We start from the raw sequence: 18,347 nt of genomic DNA, 5'->3' as shown, positions 1-18,347 counted from the left end.
TAAAAATATCTTATTCCTTATATCCATTTAATGCTTTAAGGAACTGACTTCCATAATGAGCCAACTTATGTTGACCCACACCGGGTACTGCGAGTAGCTGTTCTAGGTTTTTAGGTCTTATTTCTGTCATTGCGTGCAAGGTTGCATCACTGAAGATCATAAATGGTGGCTTGTTTTCTTCATCGGCTAATTCACGTCGTAATGAACGCAGCAATTCAAATAGAGGACTCTTTGTGACTTGAATAGAACGTCGTTCTTTGGCTTTCTTTTTACTGCCCTGAAAATCATTATTAGGGATGGTTAGTGATATTTTTTCTTCGCCTTTAAGTAAAGGAATAGCCTTGGGTGTTAATTTAAGAACTTGAAACTGATTTATATCTTGTAGGCAATATTCTTTATGGATGAGTTGCCAGGCTAATTGTTTCCAGTAGTGGGCTGATTTATCTTTACCAATGCCAAAAGTACTAAGCTGCTCATGACCATTTTGTTTAATTTTATCTGAAGAACTACCACGCAATACATCTATCGTATAGGTTAAACCATAATTTTGTCGTAATCGATAAATACAGGATAAAAATTTTTGCGCATCTTCTGTAGCATCAGCAGTTATTGGTGGATTATCACAAACATCACAATACCGACATTCAGTGTCACAGAGCTCATCAAAATAGTGTAATAAAATTTGGCGACGGCAATGAGATGCTTCAGCAAAAGCAAGCATATGGTTAAGCTTATTGGTTTCAACTCGTTTTTGTTCGTCAAGTGGGTTATTCATGATCCAGGAACGCAGTCTAGCGCTATCCGCTGCGTCATAGAGTAAAAGTGCTTGAGCGGGTAAACCATCACGCCCAGCCCGTCCCGTTTCTTGATAATACCCTTCAATATTTTTAGGTAGATCGTGATGCACTACGAAACGAACATTAGGCTTATCGATACCCATCCCAAAAGCGAGGGTAGCAACAACGATATCGATGCGATCATATCGGAATAAAGTTTGTACTTCCCGACGTTCATTATGAGTAAGTCCTGCATGGTATGCTCGGGCTTTGAATCCCATTTTTTGTAGTTTTTGAGCCAGCTGTTCTACCCCGGTACGTGTGCCACAATAAATAATTCCAGATTGTTGTTCTACAGTCTGTAAAAATTCATTTAATTGTTTCGCCGCATTAGTCTTAGGAATAACCTTGTAATGGATATTAGGTCGGTTAAATGAAGCAATGTATTTTTTGGGGGAATAATTTAACCTATCTACAATATCTTTGCGTGTTTGTTTATCTGCTGTCGCAGTTAAGGCAATAATTGGAATATTAGGAAAATGGTTTTTTAAAATACCTAAAGCAGAATATTCGGGCCGAAAATCATGCCCCCATTGAGAGATGCAATGGGCTTCATCAATGGCAAAAAGTGCGATACGGCAATCACTTAATCGCTCGAGAAATGAGGAGCTAATCAAGCGCTCAGGAGCAATGTACAGTAAATCCAATTCATCTTGGTGTAATTGAGTTAATACGTTTTTTGCTTCTACACTGGTTAAAGAGGAATTATAATAAGCGGCACGAATTCCCTGTAATCTGAGCGCAGTGACCTGATCTTCCATTAACGCAATTAATGGAGAAACAACAATGCCTACGCCCGGTCTTACTAGGGCAGGTATCTGATAACACAGAGATTTCCCCCCGCCGGTAGGCATTAAAACAAGCACGTCTTGGCCAGCAATAACATCATTAATAATGTCTTCTTGTGGTGTTCTGAACGTGTCAAAACCAAAGTATTCTTTGAGTACAGCAAGTGGATTTTTATTGCGAGTTACAGGTGCTGCAAGAGTTTCCATTGTTTATTCTTATTTTTTTCAAGGATGCAGAAAATTTGCCATCATATCATTATCCTTCAAAAAGCTGTAGGCTTCATTTTTAACCTGAAGTTTAAAGCTTTTCTATGGATTAAGGCTTGGATATAAAAGCATTATCTTTGATATAAAAGCGTAGTAATTTTTCTGCCCAATCTTTTGCATAGTGGACTCCAATTCTTGGTTTTTCTACAATAATAAATGGCTCTTGATTCTCTGCTTTGGCGATGTAGAAGGTATCACTGGTTAGATCCTGCTGGTTGAGGTGTTTATCTATATGCATTGCCCTTGAAAGTAACCCAGGGCCTTGAGTTCGACCTTGGATGTTTTTGATGGGTTCGATTGCGCGCAACAATATTGCCGACCCAATTCCTTCAGCTTCAGTAACGATATTAGTGCAGTAATACATGCCATAAATTAAGTAGATGTAAGCGTAACCAGCAGGCCCATACATGACTTTTGTTCTTTGCGTAATACCCTTAGAAGAGTGAGAGGCCAGATCGTGTTCCCCAAGGTATGCTTCAACCTCAACGATCCTTCCGACGTATTCCACTCCTGCATGATTGTGAATAATGTATTTGCCTAAAAGTTCTTTGGCAACAATAATAGTATCTCGTTCATAAAATGTTTTGGGTAATTTTCGAAACATATATCTTTCACGGAAGATAAAAATTCGCAATAATAACAATATATTTGAATAAATTCTCTAAGGACAGTTTATGGATTTTGAATTCACAGCAGAGCATTTAGCTTTTCGGGAAATGGCAGCTGACTTTGCACGCGACAAATTAGCTCCTATGGCCGACAATTGGGATGAGCATCATTATTTTCCCGTTGAGGTCTTACGTGAAGCCGCCAAATTAGGAATGGCAGGGATGATGGCACGTGAGGATATTGGTGGATCTCAATTGACGCGTTTGGACTCGGCATTATTGTTCGAACAATTAGCAACAGGATGTATTAGTACCAGTGCTTACCTTTCTATTCATAACATGGTTACCTCTTTAGTTGATCGATATGCCGATTCTGAGTTAAGAAAAAAATGGGGACCTAAATTAACCTCTATGGAAGTTATTGGCAGTTATTGTTTGACTGAACCTGAATCAGGTTCTGATGCGGCTTCTTTAAAGACTAAAGCTGTAAAGGATGGGGATCATTACATTCTTAATGGTTCTAAGGCTTTTATTTCAGGAGGTTCAGTCAGTGATGTTTATTTATGTATGGTCCGAACAGGTGATGAATCGCATCATGGAATAAGTTGCTTGTTGATTGAAAAAAACACTTCTGGATTGAGCTTTGGTAAATTAGAACAAAAAATGGGTTGGAATAGTCAACCTACTTGCATGGTATATTTTGAAAATTGTCGGGTACCTGTCGCCAATCGTGTTGGTGACGAAGGAATGGGATTTAAAATTGCTTTGAATGCTTTAAATGGAGGGCGGATTAATATTGCTTCATGTTCTTTAGGAGGGGCACTTGCCTGTTTACGGTTAACGCAAAGCTATATGCAGGAGCGTAAACAATTTGGTAAGCCACTTACCGAGATGCAAGCATTGCGATTTTATTTTGCTGATATGTTGACAGATTATGAAGCGGCACGCTTGATGGTTTATCGAGCAGCCAGTGCCATGGATAAAAATGATCCTCAAGTTCCTATATATTGTGCTATGGCCAAACGATTGGCTACGGATGTGGCATTTCGCATTTGTGACAAGGCAATGCAAATTCATGGTGGCTATGGCTATTTACGTGATTATAAGATAGAGCGAATATTCAGGGATTTAAGAGTGCACCAGATTCTTGAAGGGACGAACGAAATTATGCGGGAAATTGTAGCCAAGGCAACTTTGGATGAGGAGCACATTTTGTGCTGATTGTGTGGTAGTAATTTGGCTGCGTTATGTTCAATAGCAAGGAGTAAATAAATGAATTTAATTGAACAAGATTTGGATAGTCAGGGAATTTTAACGTTAACTTTAAACCGACCTGAGAAGTTAAATGCTTTAAGTTCCGAAGTATTAGATGCTTTAGAAGAATTATTTCATTATGCAAAAACAAATCCCAAAGTTAAGGCATTGATGATCACGGGTAATGGTAAAGCATTTTGTGCGGGTGCAGATATTAACCGCTTGGCTGAATGTACCGCTCAAACAGGATATGAATTTGCATGTCGAGGACAAGAAGTGTTTCGACTTTTGGAAACTTTGGGTAAACCTTCATTGGCAGCGGTAAATGGCTTTTCATTCGGTGGGGGCTGCGAATTAGCTATTTCTGCAACATTAAGAATTGCTTCCACAAAAGCCCAATTTGGTCAGCCTGAAGTAAAGCTGGGGGTGATTCCTGGTTATGGGGGCACGCAACGATTAGCGCGTTTAATTGGTAAGGGACGTGCGCTCGACTTATGTTTAACTGGGCGATTTATTAATGCAGAAACGGCGCTCCATTGGGGATTGGTTAGTGAGGTTGTTGAACCAGAAGCTTTGTTAGAACGCGGTAAAATATTATTGCAGGGAATATTGAGTATGGCGCCGCTTGCTGTAGCGAGCATAATTGAAGTTATTGATCACGGTTATGATTTGTCTTTAACTGATGCTTTACATCTAGAAGCAATACATTTCGCAAAAGTATGTGCTTCTGAAGACAAGCGAGAGGGAGTTGCGGCATTTCTAGATAAACGAGTTGCTCAGTTCAAAGGAAAATAATCATGACTGATGAAGTACTTTTTAATCAAGAGGGTTCATTAGGAGTCATTACATTAAATAGACCCAACGCTTTGAATGCATTGACTTTAAATATGATTCTTAATATCCAAAGACAATTGAGTTTGTGGAAGGAAGATGACGCTATCCATGCAGTCGTAGTGCGAGCAGTTCCTGGGAATGCTTTTTGTGCGGGAGGTGATATCCGCTCACTTTATTTTTCCGGGCAAGTTAATGATGCGGAACAAATGCAATTTTTTTGGCACGAATACCGTTTAAATCATTTTATTCATCATTTAGGTAAACCGTATATTTCGTTAATTGATGGGATGGTGATGGGTGGGGGAGTAGGTATTTCCATGCATGGGAGCCACCCTATAGCCAGTGAGCGATTCGTATTCGCTATGCCGGAGACTGGCATTGGTTTCTTTCCCGATATTGGTGCAAGTTATTTATTAACTCGATGCCCCGGATCTTTGGGTATTTATTTGGGGTTAACGGGTAATCGCTTGAGCTCGCATGATGCCATGAAAGCAGGATTAGTTAAAAAAATAATATCTTCGGAACAAATGCCTGCTTTGTATGATGCATTAATGAATGAAGATTTATCAAAAGATCCTATGGAGCAAGTCAATCGGTGTATGGAAGCTTTCACGAGTACATCTTCTACGGAGGAGGTAAGCCAAATTAAACCTTCGATTGATGTCTGTTTTGCGCATCCAACAGTTGAAATGATCCGCGAGTCATTACAAAGTGCTAATACAGTATGGGCAGAGTCAGTTGATAATACTTTGGCACAGAAATCTCCTTTGAGTCTTAAAGTGACGCTAGCGCAATTACACAAAGCGAGGGGAATGTCTTTAGCACAATGTTTAAAAATGGATTATGATATCGTCAGTCATTTTATGCATGGCCATGATTTTTATGAAGGAGTTAGAGCTTTACTAATAGATAAAGATAAGAGTCCTCAATGGCATCCGACCCGTTTGGATTTGGTTTCAGAGCAAATGGTTCAGAACTATTTTGAACGCTCTCATCCTGGTTTGGAATTAATATAGAACTTACTGTTTATGTTTGAAATTGGTGTTGTAATTGAAATTGACAACACCATCTTTGAGTTATTCATTAAAATAAGTATGAGGATATGGAATCAAAAATGCATTTTTGTAGTACTTGAGGAATGTTCTTGCTCTAGGGAGACAGATTTATTTTCTTGACTTTCTTTGTTTTTATCATTCATCGTGGTGAGTTTATAAACTGAAGAACCAACCGCTGCGGCTGCAATAGAATAGCCTGTAGTTTCAAAAGCGGCTTTAACTGGCGCAACAAAAAATCGTGACATCATTTTCAATCCTTTTAATAACGTTAAATGCTGTAGAATGCCCTAAAATTGCACACTACAGCATTTATCATACACTATTTTTGCACATAACAAACCATTTTTTGAAAATTAAATGATTGTTATGTAATAGATGCGCTCATTAATTTAATTTAGAACCTTTGTTTTCCTCTTTTTCATTGGTTTGCTCTTCAACGACTTCTTCAATTCGAGGAGTTGATCCCTTGGTCGCAAACATAGTATGTCTTGATTTTCCAGGTGATGGTTGGTAATCCTCAGGAACCACTTTTGTCAAGGGTTCAGGTCCCATAATTTCACCTACACCAGAAACAATACCAAATATGGCGGCAGTTAAGCACATGCGCATCGGTACTTGTTTCAAAGCCATGGATCCAAAGGATTTCAATGAAGTTTTTGGATCGTTTAAGAAGCAATAAAATAGTTCTTTAGTTATTTTAAAGGTGCTCGCATTGTGGAGGCGTCCATCAGGAGTAACCTTAGATTGCAGGAGTAAGTAATCTTTATATACTGTTGGGACATATGCACAACCGCCTGCAACGGCCCCAGCGGCTGCTCCGCTTATAAGATGTCCCTTACCACCTTCAAATTGTAGTTTTTTGGCAATTTTGTCTTCAAGAACACATAAAGCCGTAAAGTTAATCAACCCCGATCCATATCTTGGTATAAAGCCTCCCGTCATTAAACTCCACGCGTTATGAGGGGTTTTCCATTTAAAGTTTTCAGGAAGAATGTTACCTTTTCTCAACGTAGATAAAGACTCGGATATTTGGGTAACCAGAAGCTCGCCAAGTGCCATAGGCCCAATATAACGCCAAGTCGCTCCTGAATATTTTTTCCCCTCTTCTTGGAGAGCTCCCTCATCTTTTAGAAGATTTTCTTCTATAGGCTTGCTGCCCCCTTTAGCACCGGAAACATAGCCACTTCGAATTACTGAGCCCGAAAGAGAAGCTGAAGTGCCTGCATACATTGCATTGAAGAATCCCAGAACTCCGCCTTGGTAAGGAGGAATCATCGTACCGTTCTTGGTTAAGCTAACTAACATTGTTTTTATCGGACTTTGAACAAATACAATACTAAAACTGGTGAACAATGCAACAGTAGAGAAATTCAGTCCATTCCAAACTTGTGTGTGGATCTGATCCATGGAGGGCATCCATTTTGGAAAATCAGGCCCTTTTTTCCCTGGAGGTGGAACCATGGGAGATGCAACAACTGGTGTTGAAACAACTGGTGTGGTTGTGTGCGTAGATGTTTTCGCGGTTTTGGTTTGTAAATTATACTTTACTACATCCATTGGGGTAGTAAACCATGTAGTGGGATATAGGGTTGAGAACCATTTTGCGGTAATCATTTGTCCGGATTTTGAAGCTTTTATTTGTTCTCTTATAAAATTCATTGGTGTTGGAAACCAGGAATAATTCCCCATATTTGGGAGATTCCATACTGGTGTAAACGCAGGTGCTTTCCCATTTTTTACGTCTTGCATTCTTTGCTTTATCAAATCCATTGGGGTCAACGTACTCCATATAGATGGAACTATGGTTTGCCTAGATTTTGTATTTGAAGTTTCTCTTTTAGTCTGCATAGCTATATCTTATATTAATTGTTGAATTTGAATTCGTATTATACGGATCAAAAATTAACTGAACCTTAACAAAATTGATTAATTAGAATAAAATCAATTCTCAGGGTTCATTTTGTGGGCACACGGGTATTTGAATGAAACAAAACCTCCCGTAAATCGTTTTTTTTATAAGAAAAAATTGTATATTTACAGGAGGTTACTAAGAGGTTACTAAGATAGATATCGGTTAGTGCCGAAGAAAAGCACAATGTGATGATAGAAAAAAAATTACTATTTAAATTTCTAAATTTTTAAAAATTCAAACGAACAATTAGAAACATGGAGTTATTTTAGCCAATCACCAAGAATATCAATGATTTTTTGTGCTTGTTCGGCGCTGGAAATATTAAATTTAGATTTTTGCCAGTATTGATTATTACGTTTTTGATAACGGCGAATTGAAAATTTTACAGGGCCGAAGTCATTTTGAGCATTATCCCAATCTTGATACTTAAACATAATCGTAGTCCAAGCCCCACGAGTTAGTATTTTCTTATCCAATTCTTTAACTGTTTCTGTCCCATTTTCGCCATAAGCAATAGTAATTTCATCTATACTTGCCGTCATTTCTTGGTTTACCTCAATGAATATTTAAAAAACAAAGAACGTATCACTAATAAGTGCTTCTCTGCGCTAAAATTTTGAGAGTTTAGCTTATTTCTTTAACTTACCATAGAGTTGAATGGTGATTCGCTCAAAAAATAGAAATCAATGAAAAAAATAAACGCTTTATTGGATGGATTGTAGTTTACCGTTAACAAAAGTCATGGATACAGTAGGTTGATACTCACCAGGCTGATAGATCCAAACTACAGGTTTGGTTGCTGTGGGTACAATTTCATTGATAAAGGAATTATTTACAATAGAAGGGCTTCCGCAAGCGTAATAGACTTTTTGTACCGGATCCCCGGCTTGAATATTAGCCCCCTGGCAAACAGAAACTGCATTGCTATCAGAACCATTCATTTTGATGGAGCGTACTTTTTGATTCACAATGTCTATTTCAAGCTGTACTCCGCCACTACCTGTAGGCAAATTCCATACTCCATAAAAAGCGGTACTCGTTCCCATATTATTGTAAATGAGTTGTTGTACTGGAATTTTTTGCATCAAAGGTTGATTGGATTCCTGCTGGCTTACGGGTTGTCCACAAGCTGCAATCACTTCATCAGGAGTCATCCCTACCTTAATATATCCATGGTTTTGTGGACAATAATAAGATTGGGTATCAGCAAATAGACTAAAAGGTACAAGAAGCAATCCTAAGCCAGTGCTACTGAGGAGCGTCAATTTCATAAGTTAATCCTGATAATCCTCTGCTTAAAATTAAGTATAGTCGCTTTTATAATAATCTCCAGGGTAGGCTTGCATTGATAAATAAAGTAATAATTTTCAATAAAACCAGAATGATAAAGGGGGAAAAATCAAAACCTGAAATATCGGGAACAATCTTTCTACCAAGCTTTAACAAGGGTTCTGTTAACATACGTAAAAAGTCGGCAATTGGTCCTTGCCAGTTGGGATTAATAAAACTCATGATAACGCGCACGAGTATGGCATAAAATAAAATATCACAAGGTTGGATAATTAAGTCCGCAATGATGTACATCACTATGAATCCAATAGGAATTAATCCACCTAAGGCAAGAAGGCTGATACAGAGAATTTTCAATAGCTCAACCAGAACCAAAGTAATGAAAGCGGGCACATCATATTTTTGTCCGGGTTTATAGGGTTGTTTTGTTATCAGTTGGATAGGATTGACTATAGGGTTAGTTACTTTATAAATAAGTTGGCTTACTGGGTGAAGGGCACTGACACGTAAATAGCGTAGGGCGATTCGAAGCCATAAACTGAAAATGGCGAGTGAAAAAAATAACGAAACCACGAAGATCAATACAACGATAATTCCAGACATATATTCCCCTGTACACGTATTTAGGCAACTAATTTTTCCAGGATTATAGCGCGTCGCTTTATTTTTGTCGCTCACCAAATAAGGCGCGTCCAACACGCACAATAGTGGCACCTGCTTTAATAGCTGGGACTAAATCATCACTCATTCCCATAGATAAGGTATCCATGTTTAGACCAAGTTCACGATTGAGTGAATGCATCAATTGATTAAGTTGCTTAAAGATTTCATATTGACTTTGCATATCCTGTTGGGGGGGCGGAATAGTCATTAAGCCTCTTAGTTTGAGGTAAGGTAGTTGATTCACAGCTAAGGCTAATTCGGCTGCATGTTCTGGGGGTATTCCTGATTTGGTTTTTTCCTCAACCAAATTAATTTGTAAACAAATATTGAGTGGGTCTAAATGGCGTGGACGGTATTCATTGAGATGCTGGGCGATTTTAAATCGACTAATACTATGCACCCAGTTAAAGGAAGTGGCAATCCCTTTGGTTTTATTACTTTGAATGGGGCCGATAAAATGCCAGCATATAGGACTATTTTTAAATGCATCTATTTTTTTTTGTGCTTCTTGGAAGTAACTTTCACCGAAGTTAGTAATTCCAAGCTGAAATAATTGATTAATGGCCTCGATGCTTTGTTGTTTGCTGACAGCGAGCAAAAGGACACTTCCAGGTTTTCTGTCGCATTCAAGTTCAGTTTGTCTGATTAATTCTTTTATTTGCTTTAAATTGTTATAAAAATTCATGATTTTTAGATACACCCTTGAAAATCTCAACAATAACAAAAGAAACAATATTTGCCGAGTACCACTTCGTGAGCTAATCTAATAGCATTAGATTGAGATTGATTTTAAGGTCCAATCTATTATTGATTCAATCGGGATGATTAAGCAATGGACATAGCGGAACTATTGGCGTTTTCAGTAAAAAATAAATCCTCAGACTTACATCTTTCTGCAGGTTTGCCTCCAATGATTCGAGTTGATGGGGATTTACGTAAAATCAATTTACCCGCCCTGGAGCATAAAGAGGTAATGAAAATTGTCTATGATGTAATGAATGACAGGCAGAGAAAAGAATTTGAAGAATATTTAGAGGTTGATTTTTCTTTTGAAATCTCAAATCTAGCCCGTTTTAGGGTGAATGTGTTTAATCAATTACGTGGCGCCGCGGCAGTTTTTCGTACCATCCCTTCCGAAATTTTAGGCATGGATGATCTAGGACTACCTCCTATTTTTGAAGAAATGGCTAGTTATCCTAAGGGATTAGTATTGATAACTGGTCCTACAGGCTCAGGTAAAAGTACTACATTGGCTGCGATCATCGATTACATTAATGCAAATCGTTACGATCATATTTTAACAGTTGAAGATCCTATAGAGTTTGTACATCAAAGTAAGAAATGTTTGTTAAACCAACGGGAAGTTCATCGTGATACGCTGAGTTTTAATGCGGCTTTACGTTCGGCACTTCGCGAGGATCCGGATGTGATTCTAGTCGGGGAATTGCGGGATTTGGAGACAATCCGCTTGGCAATGACTGCTGCGGAAACCGGACATCTTGTATTTGGGACCTTACATACCAATTCAGCAACCAAAACCATCAATAGAATTATTGATGTGTTTCCTGCTGAAGAAAAATCGATGGTGCGTTCTATGTTATCCGAATCTTTGCAAGCCGTAGTAGCACAAACTTTATTGAAAAAAAATGGTGGGGGACGGGTTGCTGCTTTGGAAATTATGATTTGTACCGGTGCGATACGAAACTTAATTCGTGAAGATAAAGTGGCACAAATGTACTCTTCAATCCAAACAGGTCAAGGCAAAGGAATGCAAACTTTGGATCAGCATTTAACTGAGCTGGTGAAGAAAAATATTATCTCTATTTATACAGCACGTGAAGTGGCTATTGATAAAAATTTATTTTAAAGGGTTTCCCGAAGGTCTATGTAATGCAGCCATTCAATTCAGTTGGACTCTTTGATTTGTCATCTTTCGATTTGGATTCTATTCTGGTACCTCTTAGAGGGCGAAGCTCCTGTTTGCAGTGCTGAAGATCCCATAAAACTCAATTCCCGCTTTCGCGGGAATGACAAATGAATAACTTTAATGACATGAAAGCCGGAGCTATTTAAAGCTTAAGCATTTTTCTGCAATTCAATCAATTGAGGAATACCAATTTCGGCAAGTGCCAGCATGTTGTTCAATTCATCGCGATTAAAATGTCTGTCTTCGGCAGTGCCTTGAATCTCTATGAAATGTCCTGCTTCGTTCATTACTACATTCATGTCTGTTTCAGCAAGTACGTCTTCGGCATAATCTAAATCAAGTACCGGTTGACCCCGATAGAGGCCCACAGAAACTGCGGCAATGTAATGAAATGCAGGCATTTTACGTATTTTTTCGCGTTCGACCATCCAAGTTACCGCATCCCTCATTGCGACGCAGGCACCGGTAATAGCGGCAGTTCTTGTACCCCCATCAGCCTGAATTACATCACAATCTAATGTTATTGTATTCTCCCCTAAAACTTTTAAATCAACACAGGCTCTAAGAGAACGGCCGATTAGACGTTGAATTTCCATGGTTCTGCCGCCTTGCTTTCCCTTGCTTGCTTCGCGTTCAGTACGGCTATGAGTTGCGCGGGGAAGCATTCCATATTCAGCAGTAACCCAGCCCTGGTTTTTACCTTTAATAAAACGAGGAACTCCATCAGTAACCGAAGCATTACATAATACTTTAGTTTGTCCGAATTCAACCAGGACGGAACCTTCAGCGTGTTTGGTGTAGTTTCTGGTGATTTTAACAGAACGTAGTTGATTTGCTTCTCGATTACTTGGGCGCATGGAATAATCCTCGTTAAAAATTAGGAATTATAACGCTTAACTCCCTGAGTTGCATCCTAAAGTATATACGACGCAATAAAACAAATACCATTTGGATTAACAGTGATTCATTCAGCCAGGAATAACTTGAATATTAGGGAACAGAAATGCTAAAGAATAATTCACCCAAAATTATGAAAATTTTTTTATATTCATATTGATTAATATTGATTCATCATGTTATTTTCAATTCTATCTATAAAAAAAGTGTCCATTATGTGTCATCGCAGTCATGAATACAGTGTTGCATTATCTGCAGATTTATCTGCAAGCTCTCTGTTTGTCTGCGATTTAGTTGTTTCCCAAAGTCATTCTTCTTTATTAGTGATTCTTGTCTTACCCGATTTTCCCTAGGGCGGTTTTTTTCCATTATCCGCACCTCTCTAGGGAGGAAGCGAGCGGGTAATGAATTAAATTTGACATCACTTTTGGAGAATATTATGACTCAAACTAAAAATGAGGCGCATAAAGACAAGACGCGCCCTAAAGAAAAGAAAAACAATCTTAGTGTAGTTCAAAGCATCATCTCGGGAAGTATCACTGGGGCTTTTGAAGTGTTCGTGGATCATCCTTTGTGGTCTATAAAAACACGAATGCAAAAAAAAGAACCCTTTACTCTAAATCCACAAGTATTGTATCGAGGCATATTGCCAAATGCTGCGAGTATGGTCCCAATAACTGCGGTTCAAGTTGGTTTAAATCGTTTTTTCCAAAATTGGTTTTTTGGGAATAAATATGAATTGTCTAATAGCCAAAAGCTAATTAGTGCATTTGCTGCTGGAGTTGGTTCTGCTGCAATTAGTTGTCCAACTGAGATGATCATGACCCACCAAAAGCACAGTTTTTTTGCGGCGGGCTCCTATCTGGTGAGGCAGGGAGGATGGTCTCATCTTTATACGGGGATGTTGTCAACGATGCTTCGAGAGGGTATGTTTTCTACATTTTTTTTGGCGGTGACACCTGCATTAAAAGTCAGAATAATGGAATATTGCCCTAATGATTTTGCTGCTTCTTCCTTTGCTGGTATATTGGCAGGAATTGGAGCAACATTAGCGTCACAAAAGTTTGATGTAATAAAGACAGTACAACAGGCTTCTATTTCTAAAAATTCTTCTGGTTTTTTCCAAGCGACTCGGAAGATTCATGCAGAGCATGGCATTTATGGTTTTTTTAATGGTGGGCTTCCCCGAGGTCTACGAGTGATGTCTGCGGTTACACTGATGAGTTGGATGAATGAGAAGTTAAGTGAACTATGGTCGCATCATCAGTCGCCACCAAAATCCGGGCCTGGTTCTTCGCTAAGCAAATAATTCTTTAATCCCGGGTTTTCAATCCGGGATATACCTTAATATGTTTTCATAAGTAGATCTTTAATTAATCGTCAGATTGTTTTAAAATTGATCATTGTGGTTGCTATGCTGAGGTGCATATCAAGAGGTTTGTATCTGTGCAATTGCTTTAAATTGGGGTATATTCGCGCAAGGTTTATTCATTGGTATTCTATATGCTTCAAAGTATGACGGCTTTCTCGCGAGTGCAAAAGCAAATCGAAGAGGGGCATTTTTGTTGGGAAATTAAGTCAGTTAATCATCGATATCTGGATGTTTCATTTCGTTTACCTGAATCATTCCGATTTATAGAACCTCAATTGCGTCATGTGTTGCGAGATGTAATCAATCGCGGCAAATTAGAGTGTCAGCTTAAATATCAAGACACAAGTTCTAATAATCAGTCTATGCTTATAAATACAGGCATGGTTAATGCATTAGTAAATTTAAGTGAGAAACTTTCTGCATCACATCATTTGCCGAATGATTTAAGTATTAGTCGTGTCTTATCTTGGCCTGGTGTGGTGCAAGCCAGTGTGCCCGATGCAGATATTTTAGGAGAGCACGCACTTTCTTTATTTAAGAGTGCGATTGAGCAACTAAAACAAATGCGTGTAACCGAAGGGAGCGCACTGAAAGCACATATTGAAGGGAGACTAAGTGAATTAGGTCAAGAAGTTAAGCGCGCACGTTCTATAGTATTAACGCAAACAGAACAAGTAAAAGATAAGCTATTGACCCGATTACACTCAGTGAAACTTGAAGTGCAAGAGTCACGTGTGGAGCAAGAAATTGCTTTAATTTTGGCTCGTCTTGATGTCAGTGAGGAATTAGATAGACTACAGACTCATCTTGATGAGGTGAGTCGGACGTTAAATTGCGATAAAATCGCAGGAAGACGTCTAGATTTTTTGATGCAAGAATTAAATAGGGAGGCGAATACGCTAAGCTCAAAATCGGACTCTGGAGAATTGACTAAGAGTGCAGTAGAAATGAAAGTTTTAATTGAGCAAATGCGTGAGCAAATTCAAAATATTGAGTGAGTACTATTGTGGGTGATTATTCGGGTAATTTATTTATTGTTGCAGCACCTTCTGGGGGAGGCAAAACAAGTTTAGTAAAAAGGTTGATCGAAACTATGGATAATATTGAGGTATCCATTTCGCATACAACTCGAACCATGCGGCCTGGAGAGCGTAATGGAGTGGATTACTTTTTTACTGATGAAAAAGAATTTATGCGTATGATTGATGATTGTGCTTTTTTGGAGCATGCCCGAGTCTTTAATCATTTATATGGAACCTCCATGGAGCAAATTGCAAGACGTTTGCAAAATGGTATCGATGTGGTTCTGGACATCGACTGGCAAGGAGCGACTCAGATTAGACGTTCTTTTCCTGAGGCGGTGAGTATTTTTATTGTGCCCCCATCCTTGGAAGTCTTGAGACAACGACTATTAAATAGACGACAAGATAAAGATGATGTGGTTAGTGATCGAATGAAAAAGGCTCAAGATGAGCTGAGTCATTATCCTGAATTTGATTATTTAATCGTTAATGATAATTTTGAAAAAGCAGCGATGGAGTTGGGAGCGATTGTGATTGCAAATCGCTTGTGTATTAAGCGACAGATAAATAAACAATCAAAATTGCTTTCTTTCCTGTTGTCATCGCAGTAAAATACAAGGTTTTGCTACCGGAGAATGATTTATGGCACGAGTTACAGTTGAAGATTGTTTAAAAAATGTTGCGAATCGATTTGAGCTGGTTATGGTAGCCACGAAACGGGCACGTCAAATTGCGGTTCGAGGAGATCAACCCATGGTAGAATGGGAAAATGATAAACCGACCGTGGTGGCTCTACGTGAAATAGCAGAAGGTTTAATTACCCCAGAAATTTTGGATAAAGAGTAGATGGCACTGTTTATATAGCCTGGGCGAAGCGGACCTAGGTTTTGGTTACTCATTCCAGGATTCCGCTTGTTCACCCTAGCTACAAATCAAAGAGAGGACTGTGATTATTCGAAGGTGCCTTAATAGGGTGAATTTAGGGGTATAGGGGTATGGTCATGTTAGATACTAGGGAGTACTGCGTGAGCTACTTTAAGGAGCTCGATGAAGAGCTGAAATGCTACCTTGAGCAGTCGCAAATAGAAAAATGTTACCAAGCCTATTTGGTCGCGGAGAAAGCGCATCATGGACAAATGCGTCGTTCTGGCGAGCCCTATATTACTCACCCTGTTGCAGCAGCCTTGATTCTCGCTCGAATGCGTCTTGATTATCAAACGATCATGGCTACTTTACTCCACGATGTGGTTGAAGATACTTCCGTGAGTAAAGAAGATTTAACCCGTCAATTTGGCGAAGAAATTACCTCTCTTGTAGATGGTGTTACCAAACTAACTAAAATCAAATTTGAATCAAAAGCAGAAGCGCAGGCGGAAAATTTTCGTAAAATGGTCTTGGCCATGGTCAAAGACATTCGTGTAATTATCGTTAAGTTGGCTGACCGACTACACAACATGAAAACTCTTGGTGCAATGCCTTATGCAAAACGCAGACGTATCGCCATCGAAACTTTAGAAATTTATGCACCAATCGCTAACCGTTTAGGGATGCATTCAATTTATGTAGGCTTAGAGGATTTAGGATTCCAGGCATTGTATCCGATGCGGTATAGGGCAATTAAATCAGCAGTTGAAAAATCTCGGGGCAATCGACGTGAATTGACCCAAACTATTGAACGTGATTTGCAACTGGCATTAGCACAATTGAATATCCCTTATGAACAAGTATTCGGCAGACAGAAGCACTTATATAGCATTTATAAGAAGATGCGTCAGAAAAAAGCCTCATTTACCGAAATTACTGATGTTTTTGCTTTTCGTGTGATTACTGAAGATATTGATTCCTGTTACCGGATTTTGGGTGCTTTGCATTGTACTTATAAACCGGTACCGCAACGCTTTAAAGATTATATTGGCATACCTAAGGCAAATGGATATCAATCGCTCCATACGACCTTGTTTGGACCTTTCGGAGTCCCTTTGGAAGTGCAAATTCGTACTCGTGATATGGATAAAGTAGCGGATAATGGAGTAGCTGCACATTGGATCTATAAATCTTCAGGTCTCGAGGTCAATGAAGCCCAATTGCGCGCAAGAGAGTGGGTACAAAGTCTGTTAGAAATGCAACGCAGTACAGGAAGTTCATTGGAATTTATCGAAAATGTTAAAATTGATTTATTCCCCGATGAAGTATACGTATTTACCCCTAAAGGTCACATTATGGAGTTACCCAAGGGAGCGACTCCGGTTGATTTTGCTTATTCAGTTCATTCTGGAGTAGGTAATAGTTGTGTCGCTGCAAAAGTAAATCGAAAACTGGTTCCACTCAGTATACCCTTATCAAATGGCCAAACAGTAGAAATTATCACCGCGCAGGGAGCCCATCCAAATCCGGCATGGCTAAACTTTGTAGTTACTGGAAAAGCCCGTTCAAATATTCGTCATTTTTTGAAAAGCCAACAGAATACCGAATCAATTAGTTTAGGAAAGCGCCTCCTTGAGCAATCTTTAAATGAGTTGTCTAGTGATTATGCAAAAATACCACCTGAATCCTTACAAGCATTATTAAGCGATTTACATTATAAAGCGATAGATGATTTACTTTATGCGATTGGCATAGGCAATCAAATGGCGATGGTAATTGCGAAAAGATTGGTAGTTTCACAAGATTCTAATGAATTGGATAAAGGAATTAAAACCCACCCCTTGGCAATCAAAGGTACCGAAGGAATGGTGGTGCATTTTAGTGAGTGCTGTCAGCCTATTCCTGGTGATAATATTGTAGGAAAATTCCAGCAAGGTCGAGGAATTATAGTACATAGCAGTGATTGTACTACACTCAAAAACTCACGAACCAATCCAGAGCAATTTGTTGCTTTACGGTGGGATGAGAAGGTTGAAGGCGAGTACTGGGTTGATATAACAGTGGATGTAGTGAATGAACGCGGTGTGTTGGCCGCACTCGCAACTGCTATCGCTGAGGCTGGATCAAACATTGGTAATATAAATGTAGATCCGCGTGATGGCCGGCATAATGCGGTAACTTTCTCAATTAGTGTTGTGGATAGAACCCATTTGGCACGCGTCATGCGTCGATTGAGAGCAAATAAAGTAGTCATGCGTCTTTATAGAAAAAAACAAGGGGATAATTAATGCAACCTGTAAATACAAAATTGGCTCCTGAGGCTATTGGAACCTATTCACAAGCAATCCAGTGTGGCGATACAGTTTATCTTTCAGGTCAAATACCACTTGATCCAGTTACTATGCAACTATGTAGTGAAGATATTAAACTACAAATCACACAGGTTTTAGAAAATTTAGCAGCAGTTTGTGAAGCCGCTGGTGGTAGTTTGGCGCAAATTGCGAAATTGAATGTGTATCTTACAGATTTGCGTCATTTTCCATTAATTAATGAAGCAATGAGTCGTTATTTTGCGGCACCTTATCCAGCACGTGCTGCGATAGGAGTTTCTGCATTACCACGTGGCGCTCAAGTTGAGATGGATGGTATAATGGTTTTATCTTCGAAGTAATTCATTTACAAGTAGCCTGGTGAAGACCAAACGGCAATCCGGGAATCAATAATAAGAAAACCGAACACCGCTTCGCTTCCCGGCTAC

Annotated in this window: 20 protein-coding genes; 11 read left to right on the top strand and 9 right to left on the bottom strand. The window is 39.0% G+C overall.

Annotated elements, in window-relative coordinates; genetic code table 11:
- Positions 1-10 precede the first annotated feature (10 nt).
- The gene (recQ, locus tag ACWTE2_RS26630; protein ID WP_454785132.1) at positions 11-1,831 is read right to left on the bottom strand and encodes a DNA helicase RecQ; all 1,821 of its coding nucleotides are present in this window, start codon (positions 1,829-1,831) and stop codon (positions 11-13) included.
- Positions 1,832-1,940: 109 nt separating this feature from the next.
- Positions 1,941-2,495: a DNA-3-methyladenine glycosylase gene (locus ACWTE2_RS26625; protein WP_454785131.1), complete on the bottom strand. Its 555-nt coding sequence runs from the start codon at positions 2,493-2,495 to the stop codon at positions 1,941-1,943.
- Positions 2,496-2,565: 70 nt separating this feature from the next.
- Here ACWTE2_RS26625 and ACWTE2_RS26620 point away from each other — a divergent pair, with 70 nt between their 5' ends.
- The 3 genes from ACWTE2_RS26620 to ACWTE2_RS26610 are packed head-to-tail and all read left to right on the top strand — an operon-like array spanning position 2,566 to position 5,603.
- Positions 2,566-3,720, top strand: coding sequence for an acyl-CoA dehydrogenase family protein (locus ACWTE2_RS26620; protein WP_182392997.1), 1,155 nt, complete (start codon positions 2,566-2,568; stop codon positions 3,718-3,720).
- A gap of 51 nt (positions 3,721-3,771) precedes the next feature.
- Positions 3,772-4,548 (top strand): enoyl-CoA hydratase/isomerase family protein, encoded by a 777-nt coding sequence (locus ACWTE2_RS26615; RefSeq protein WP_454785130.1) that lies wholly within the window; start codon positions 3,772-3,774, stop codon positions 4,546-4,548.
- A 2-nt stretch (positions 4,549-4,550) separates the two neighbouring features.
- Positions 4,551-5,603: an enoyl-CoA hydratase/isomerase family protein gene (locus tag ACWTE2_RS26610; RefSeq protein WP_454785129.1), complete on the top strand. Its 1,053-nt coding sequence runs from the start codon at positions 4,551-4,553 to the stop codon at positions 5,601-5,603.
- A 92-nt stretch (positions 5,604-5,695) separates the two neighbouring features.
- On the opposite strand, the gene ACWTE2_RS26605 is transcribed toward ACWTE2_RS26610, so the two are convergent.
- From ACWTE2_RS26605 to ACWTE2_RS26580, 6 genes are all read right to left on the bottom strand, one after another.
- Positions 5,696-5,890, bottom strand: coding sequence for a hypothetical protein (locus ACWTE2_RS26605; RefSeq protein ID WP_454785128.1), 195 nt, complete (start codon positions 5,888-5,890; stop codon positions 5,696-5,698).
- Positions 5,891-6,026: 136 nt separating this feature from the next.
- Positions 6,027-7,412, bottom strand: coding sequence for a hypothetical protein (locus tag ACWTE2_RS26600; protein WP_454785127.1), 1,386 nt, complete (start codon positions 7,410-7,412; stop codon positions 6,027-6,029).
- A gap of 402 nt (positions 7,413-7,814) precedes the next feature.
- Positions 7,815-8,096 (bottom strand): hypothetical protein, encoded by a 282-nt coding sequence (locus tag ACWTE2_RS26595; protein ID WP_182393002.1) that lies wholly within the window; start codon positions 8,094-8,096, stop codon positions 7,815-7,817.
- A gap of 162 nt (positions 8,097-8,258) precedes the next feature.
- Positions 8,259-8,825, bottom strand: a complete 567-nt coding sequence (locus ACWTE2_RS26590; RefSeq protein WP_454785126.1) for a DUF2845 domain-containing protein — start codon at positions 8,823-8,825, stop codon at positions 8,259-8,261.
- 46 nt (positions 8,826-8,871) lie between these two features.
- Positions 8,872-9,447, bottom strand: a complete 576-nt coding sequence (locus tag ACWTE2_RS26585) for a YggT family protein (RefSeq protein WP_182393004.1) — start codon at positions 9,445-9,447, stop codon at positions 8,872-8,874.
- Positions 9,448-9,505: 58 nt separating this feature from the next.
- Positions 9,506-10,192 (bottom strand): YggS family pyridoxal phosphate-dependent enzyme, encoded by a 687-nt coding sequence (locus ACWTE2_RS26580; RefSeq protein ID WP_454785125.1) that lies wholly within the window; start codon positions 10,190-10,192, stop codon positions 9,506-9,508.
- Between the two features lie 147 nt (positions 10,193-10,339).
- Between ACWTE2_RS26580 and ACWTE2_RS26575 the strand changes: the two genes are divergently transcribed.
- Positions 10,340-11,374, top strand: coding sequence for a type IV pilus twitching motility protein PilT (locus tag ACWTE2_RS26575; protein ID WP_454785124.1), 1,035 nt, complete (start codon positions 10,340-10,342; stop codon positions 11,372-11,374).
- 209 nt (positions 11,375-11,583) lie between these two features.
- Here the strand turns inward: ACWTE2_RS26575 and rph are convergent, their stop codons facing one another.
- Positions 11,584-12,291 carry a ribonuclease PH gene (gene rph / locus ACWTE2_RS26570; protein ID WP_182393007.1) on the bottom strand — a complete coding sequence of 236 codons (708 nt, stop codon included), beginning with the start codon at positions 12,289-12,291 and terminating at the stop codon, positions 11,584-11,586.
- 216 nt (positions 12,292-12,507) lie between these two features.
- On the opposite strand from rph, the gene ACWTE2_RS26565 reads away from it, so the two are divergent.
- The 7 genes from ACWTE2_RS26565 (at position 12,508) to ACWTE2_RS26535 (ending at position 18,260) form a co-directional block, all read left to right on the top strand.
- A complete protein-coding gene (locus ACWTE2_RS26565; RefSeq protein ID WP_454785123.1) occupies positions 12,508-12,684 on the top strand; it encodes a hypothetical protein in 177 nt (58 codons plus the stop codon).
- 86 nt (positions 12,685-12,770) lie between these two features.
- On the top strand, positions 12,771-13,640 hold the full coding sequence (locus ACWTE2_RS26560) for an MC/SLC25 family protein (protein WP_454785122.1): 870 nt from the start codon (positions 12,771-12,773) through the stop codon (positions 13,638-13,640).
- A 194-nt stretch (positions 13,641-13,834) separates the two neighbouring features.
- Positions 13,835-14,701, top strand: a complete 867-nt coding sequence (locus tag ACWTE2_RS26555; RefSeq protein ID WP_182393010.1) for a YicC/YloC family endoribonuclease — start codon at positions 13,835-13,837, stop codon at positions 14,699-14,701.
- 5 nt (positions 14,702-14,706) lie between these two features.
- Complete coding sequence (gene gmk, locus ACWTE2_RS26550; protein WP_182393615.1) at positions 14,707-15,336, top strand: guanylate kinase; 630 nt, start codon at positions 14,707-14,709, stop codon at positions 15,334-15,336.
- A 31-nt stretch (positions 15,337-15,367) separates the two neighbouring features.
- Positions 15,368-15,571 carry a DNA-directed RNA polymerase subunit omega gene (gene rpoZ, locus ACWTE2_RS26545; protein ID WP_010653170.1) on the top strand — a complete coding sequence of 68 codons (204 nt, stop codon included), beginning with the start codon at positions 15,368-15,370 and terminating at the stop codon, positions 15,569-15,571.
- Positions 15,572-15,750: 179 nt separating this feature from the next.
- Positions 15,751-17,877 carry a bifunctional GTP diphosphokinase/guanosine-3',5'-bis pyrophosphate 3'-pyrophosphohydrolase gene (gene spoT, locus ACWTE2_RS26540; protein ID WP_454785121.1) on the top strand — a complete coding sequence of 709 codons (2,127 nt, stop codon included), beginning with the start codon at positions 15,751-15,753 and terminating at the stop codon, positions 17,875-17,877.
- On the top strand, positions 17,877-18,260 hold the full coding sequence (locus ACWTE2_RS26535; protein ID WP_454785120.1) for a Rid family detoxifying hydrolase: 384 nt from the start codon (positions 17,877-17,879) through the stop codon (positions 18,258-18,260). The genes spoT and ACWTE2_RS26535 overlap by 1 nt, the downstream gene beginning before the upstream one ends.
- The last annotated feature ends 87 nt before the right edge of the window (positions 18,261-18,347 follow it).

The organism is Legionella nigrisilvae (assembly GCF_977063395.2).
Note: the sequence above shows the minus strand (reverse complement) of the source record. Positions and strands in the feature narration are given on the sequence as shown.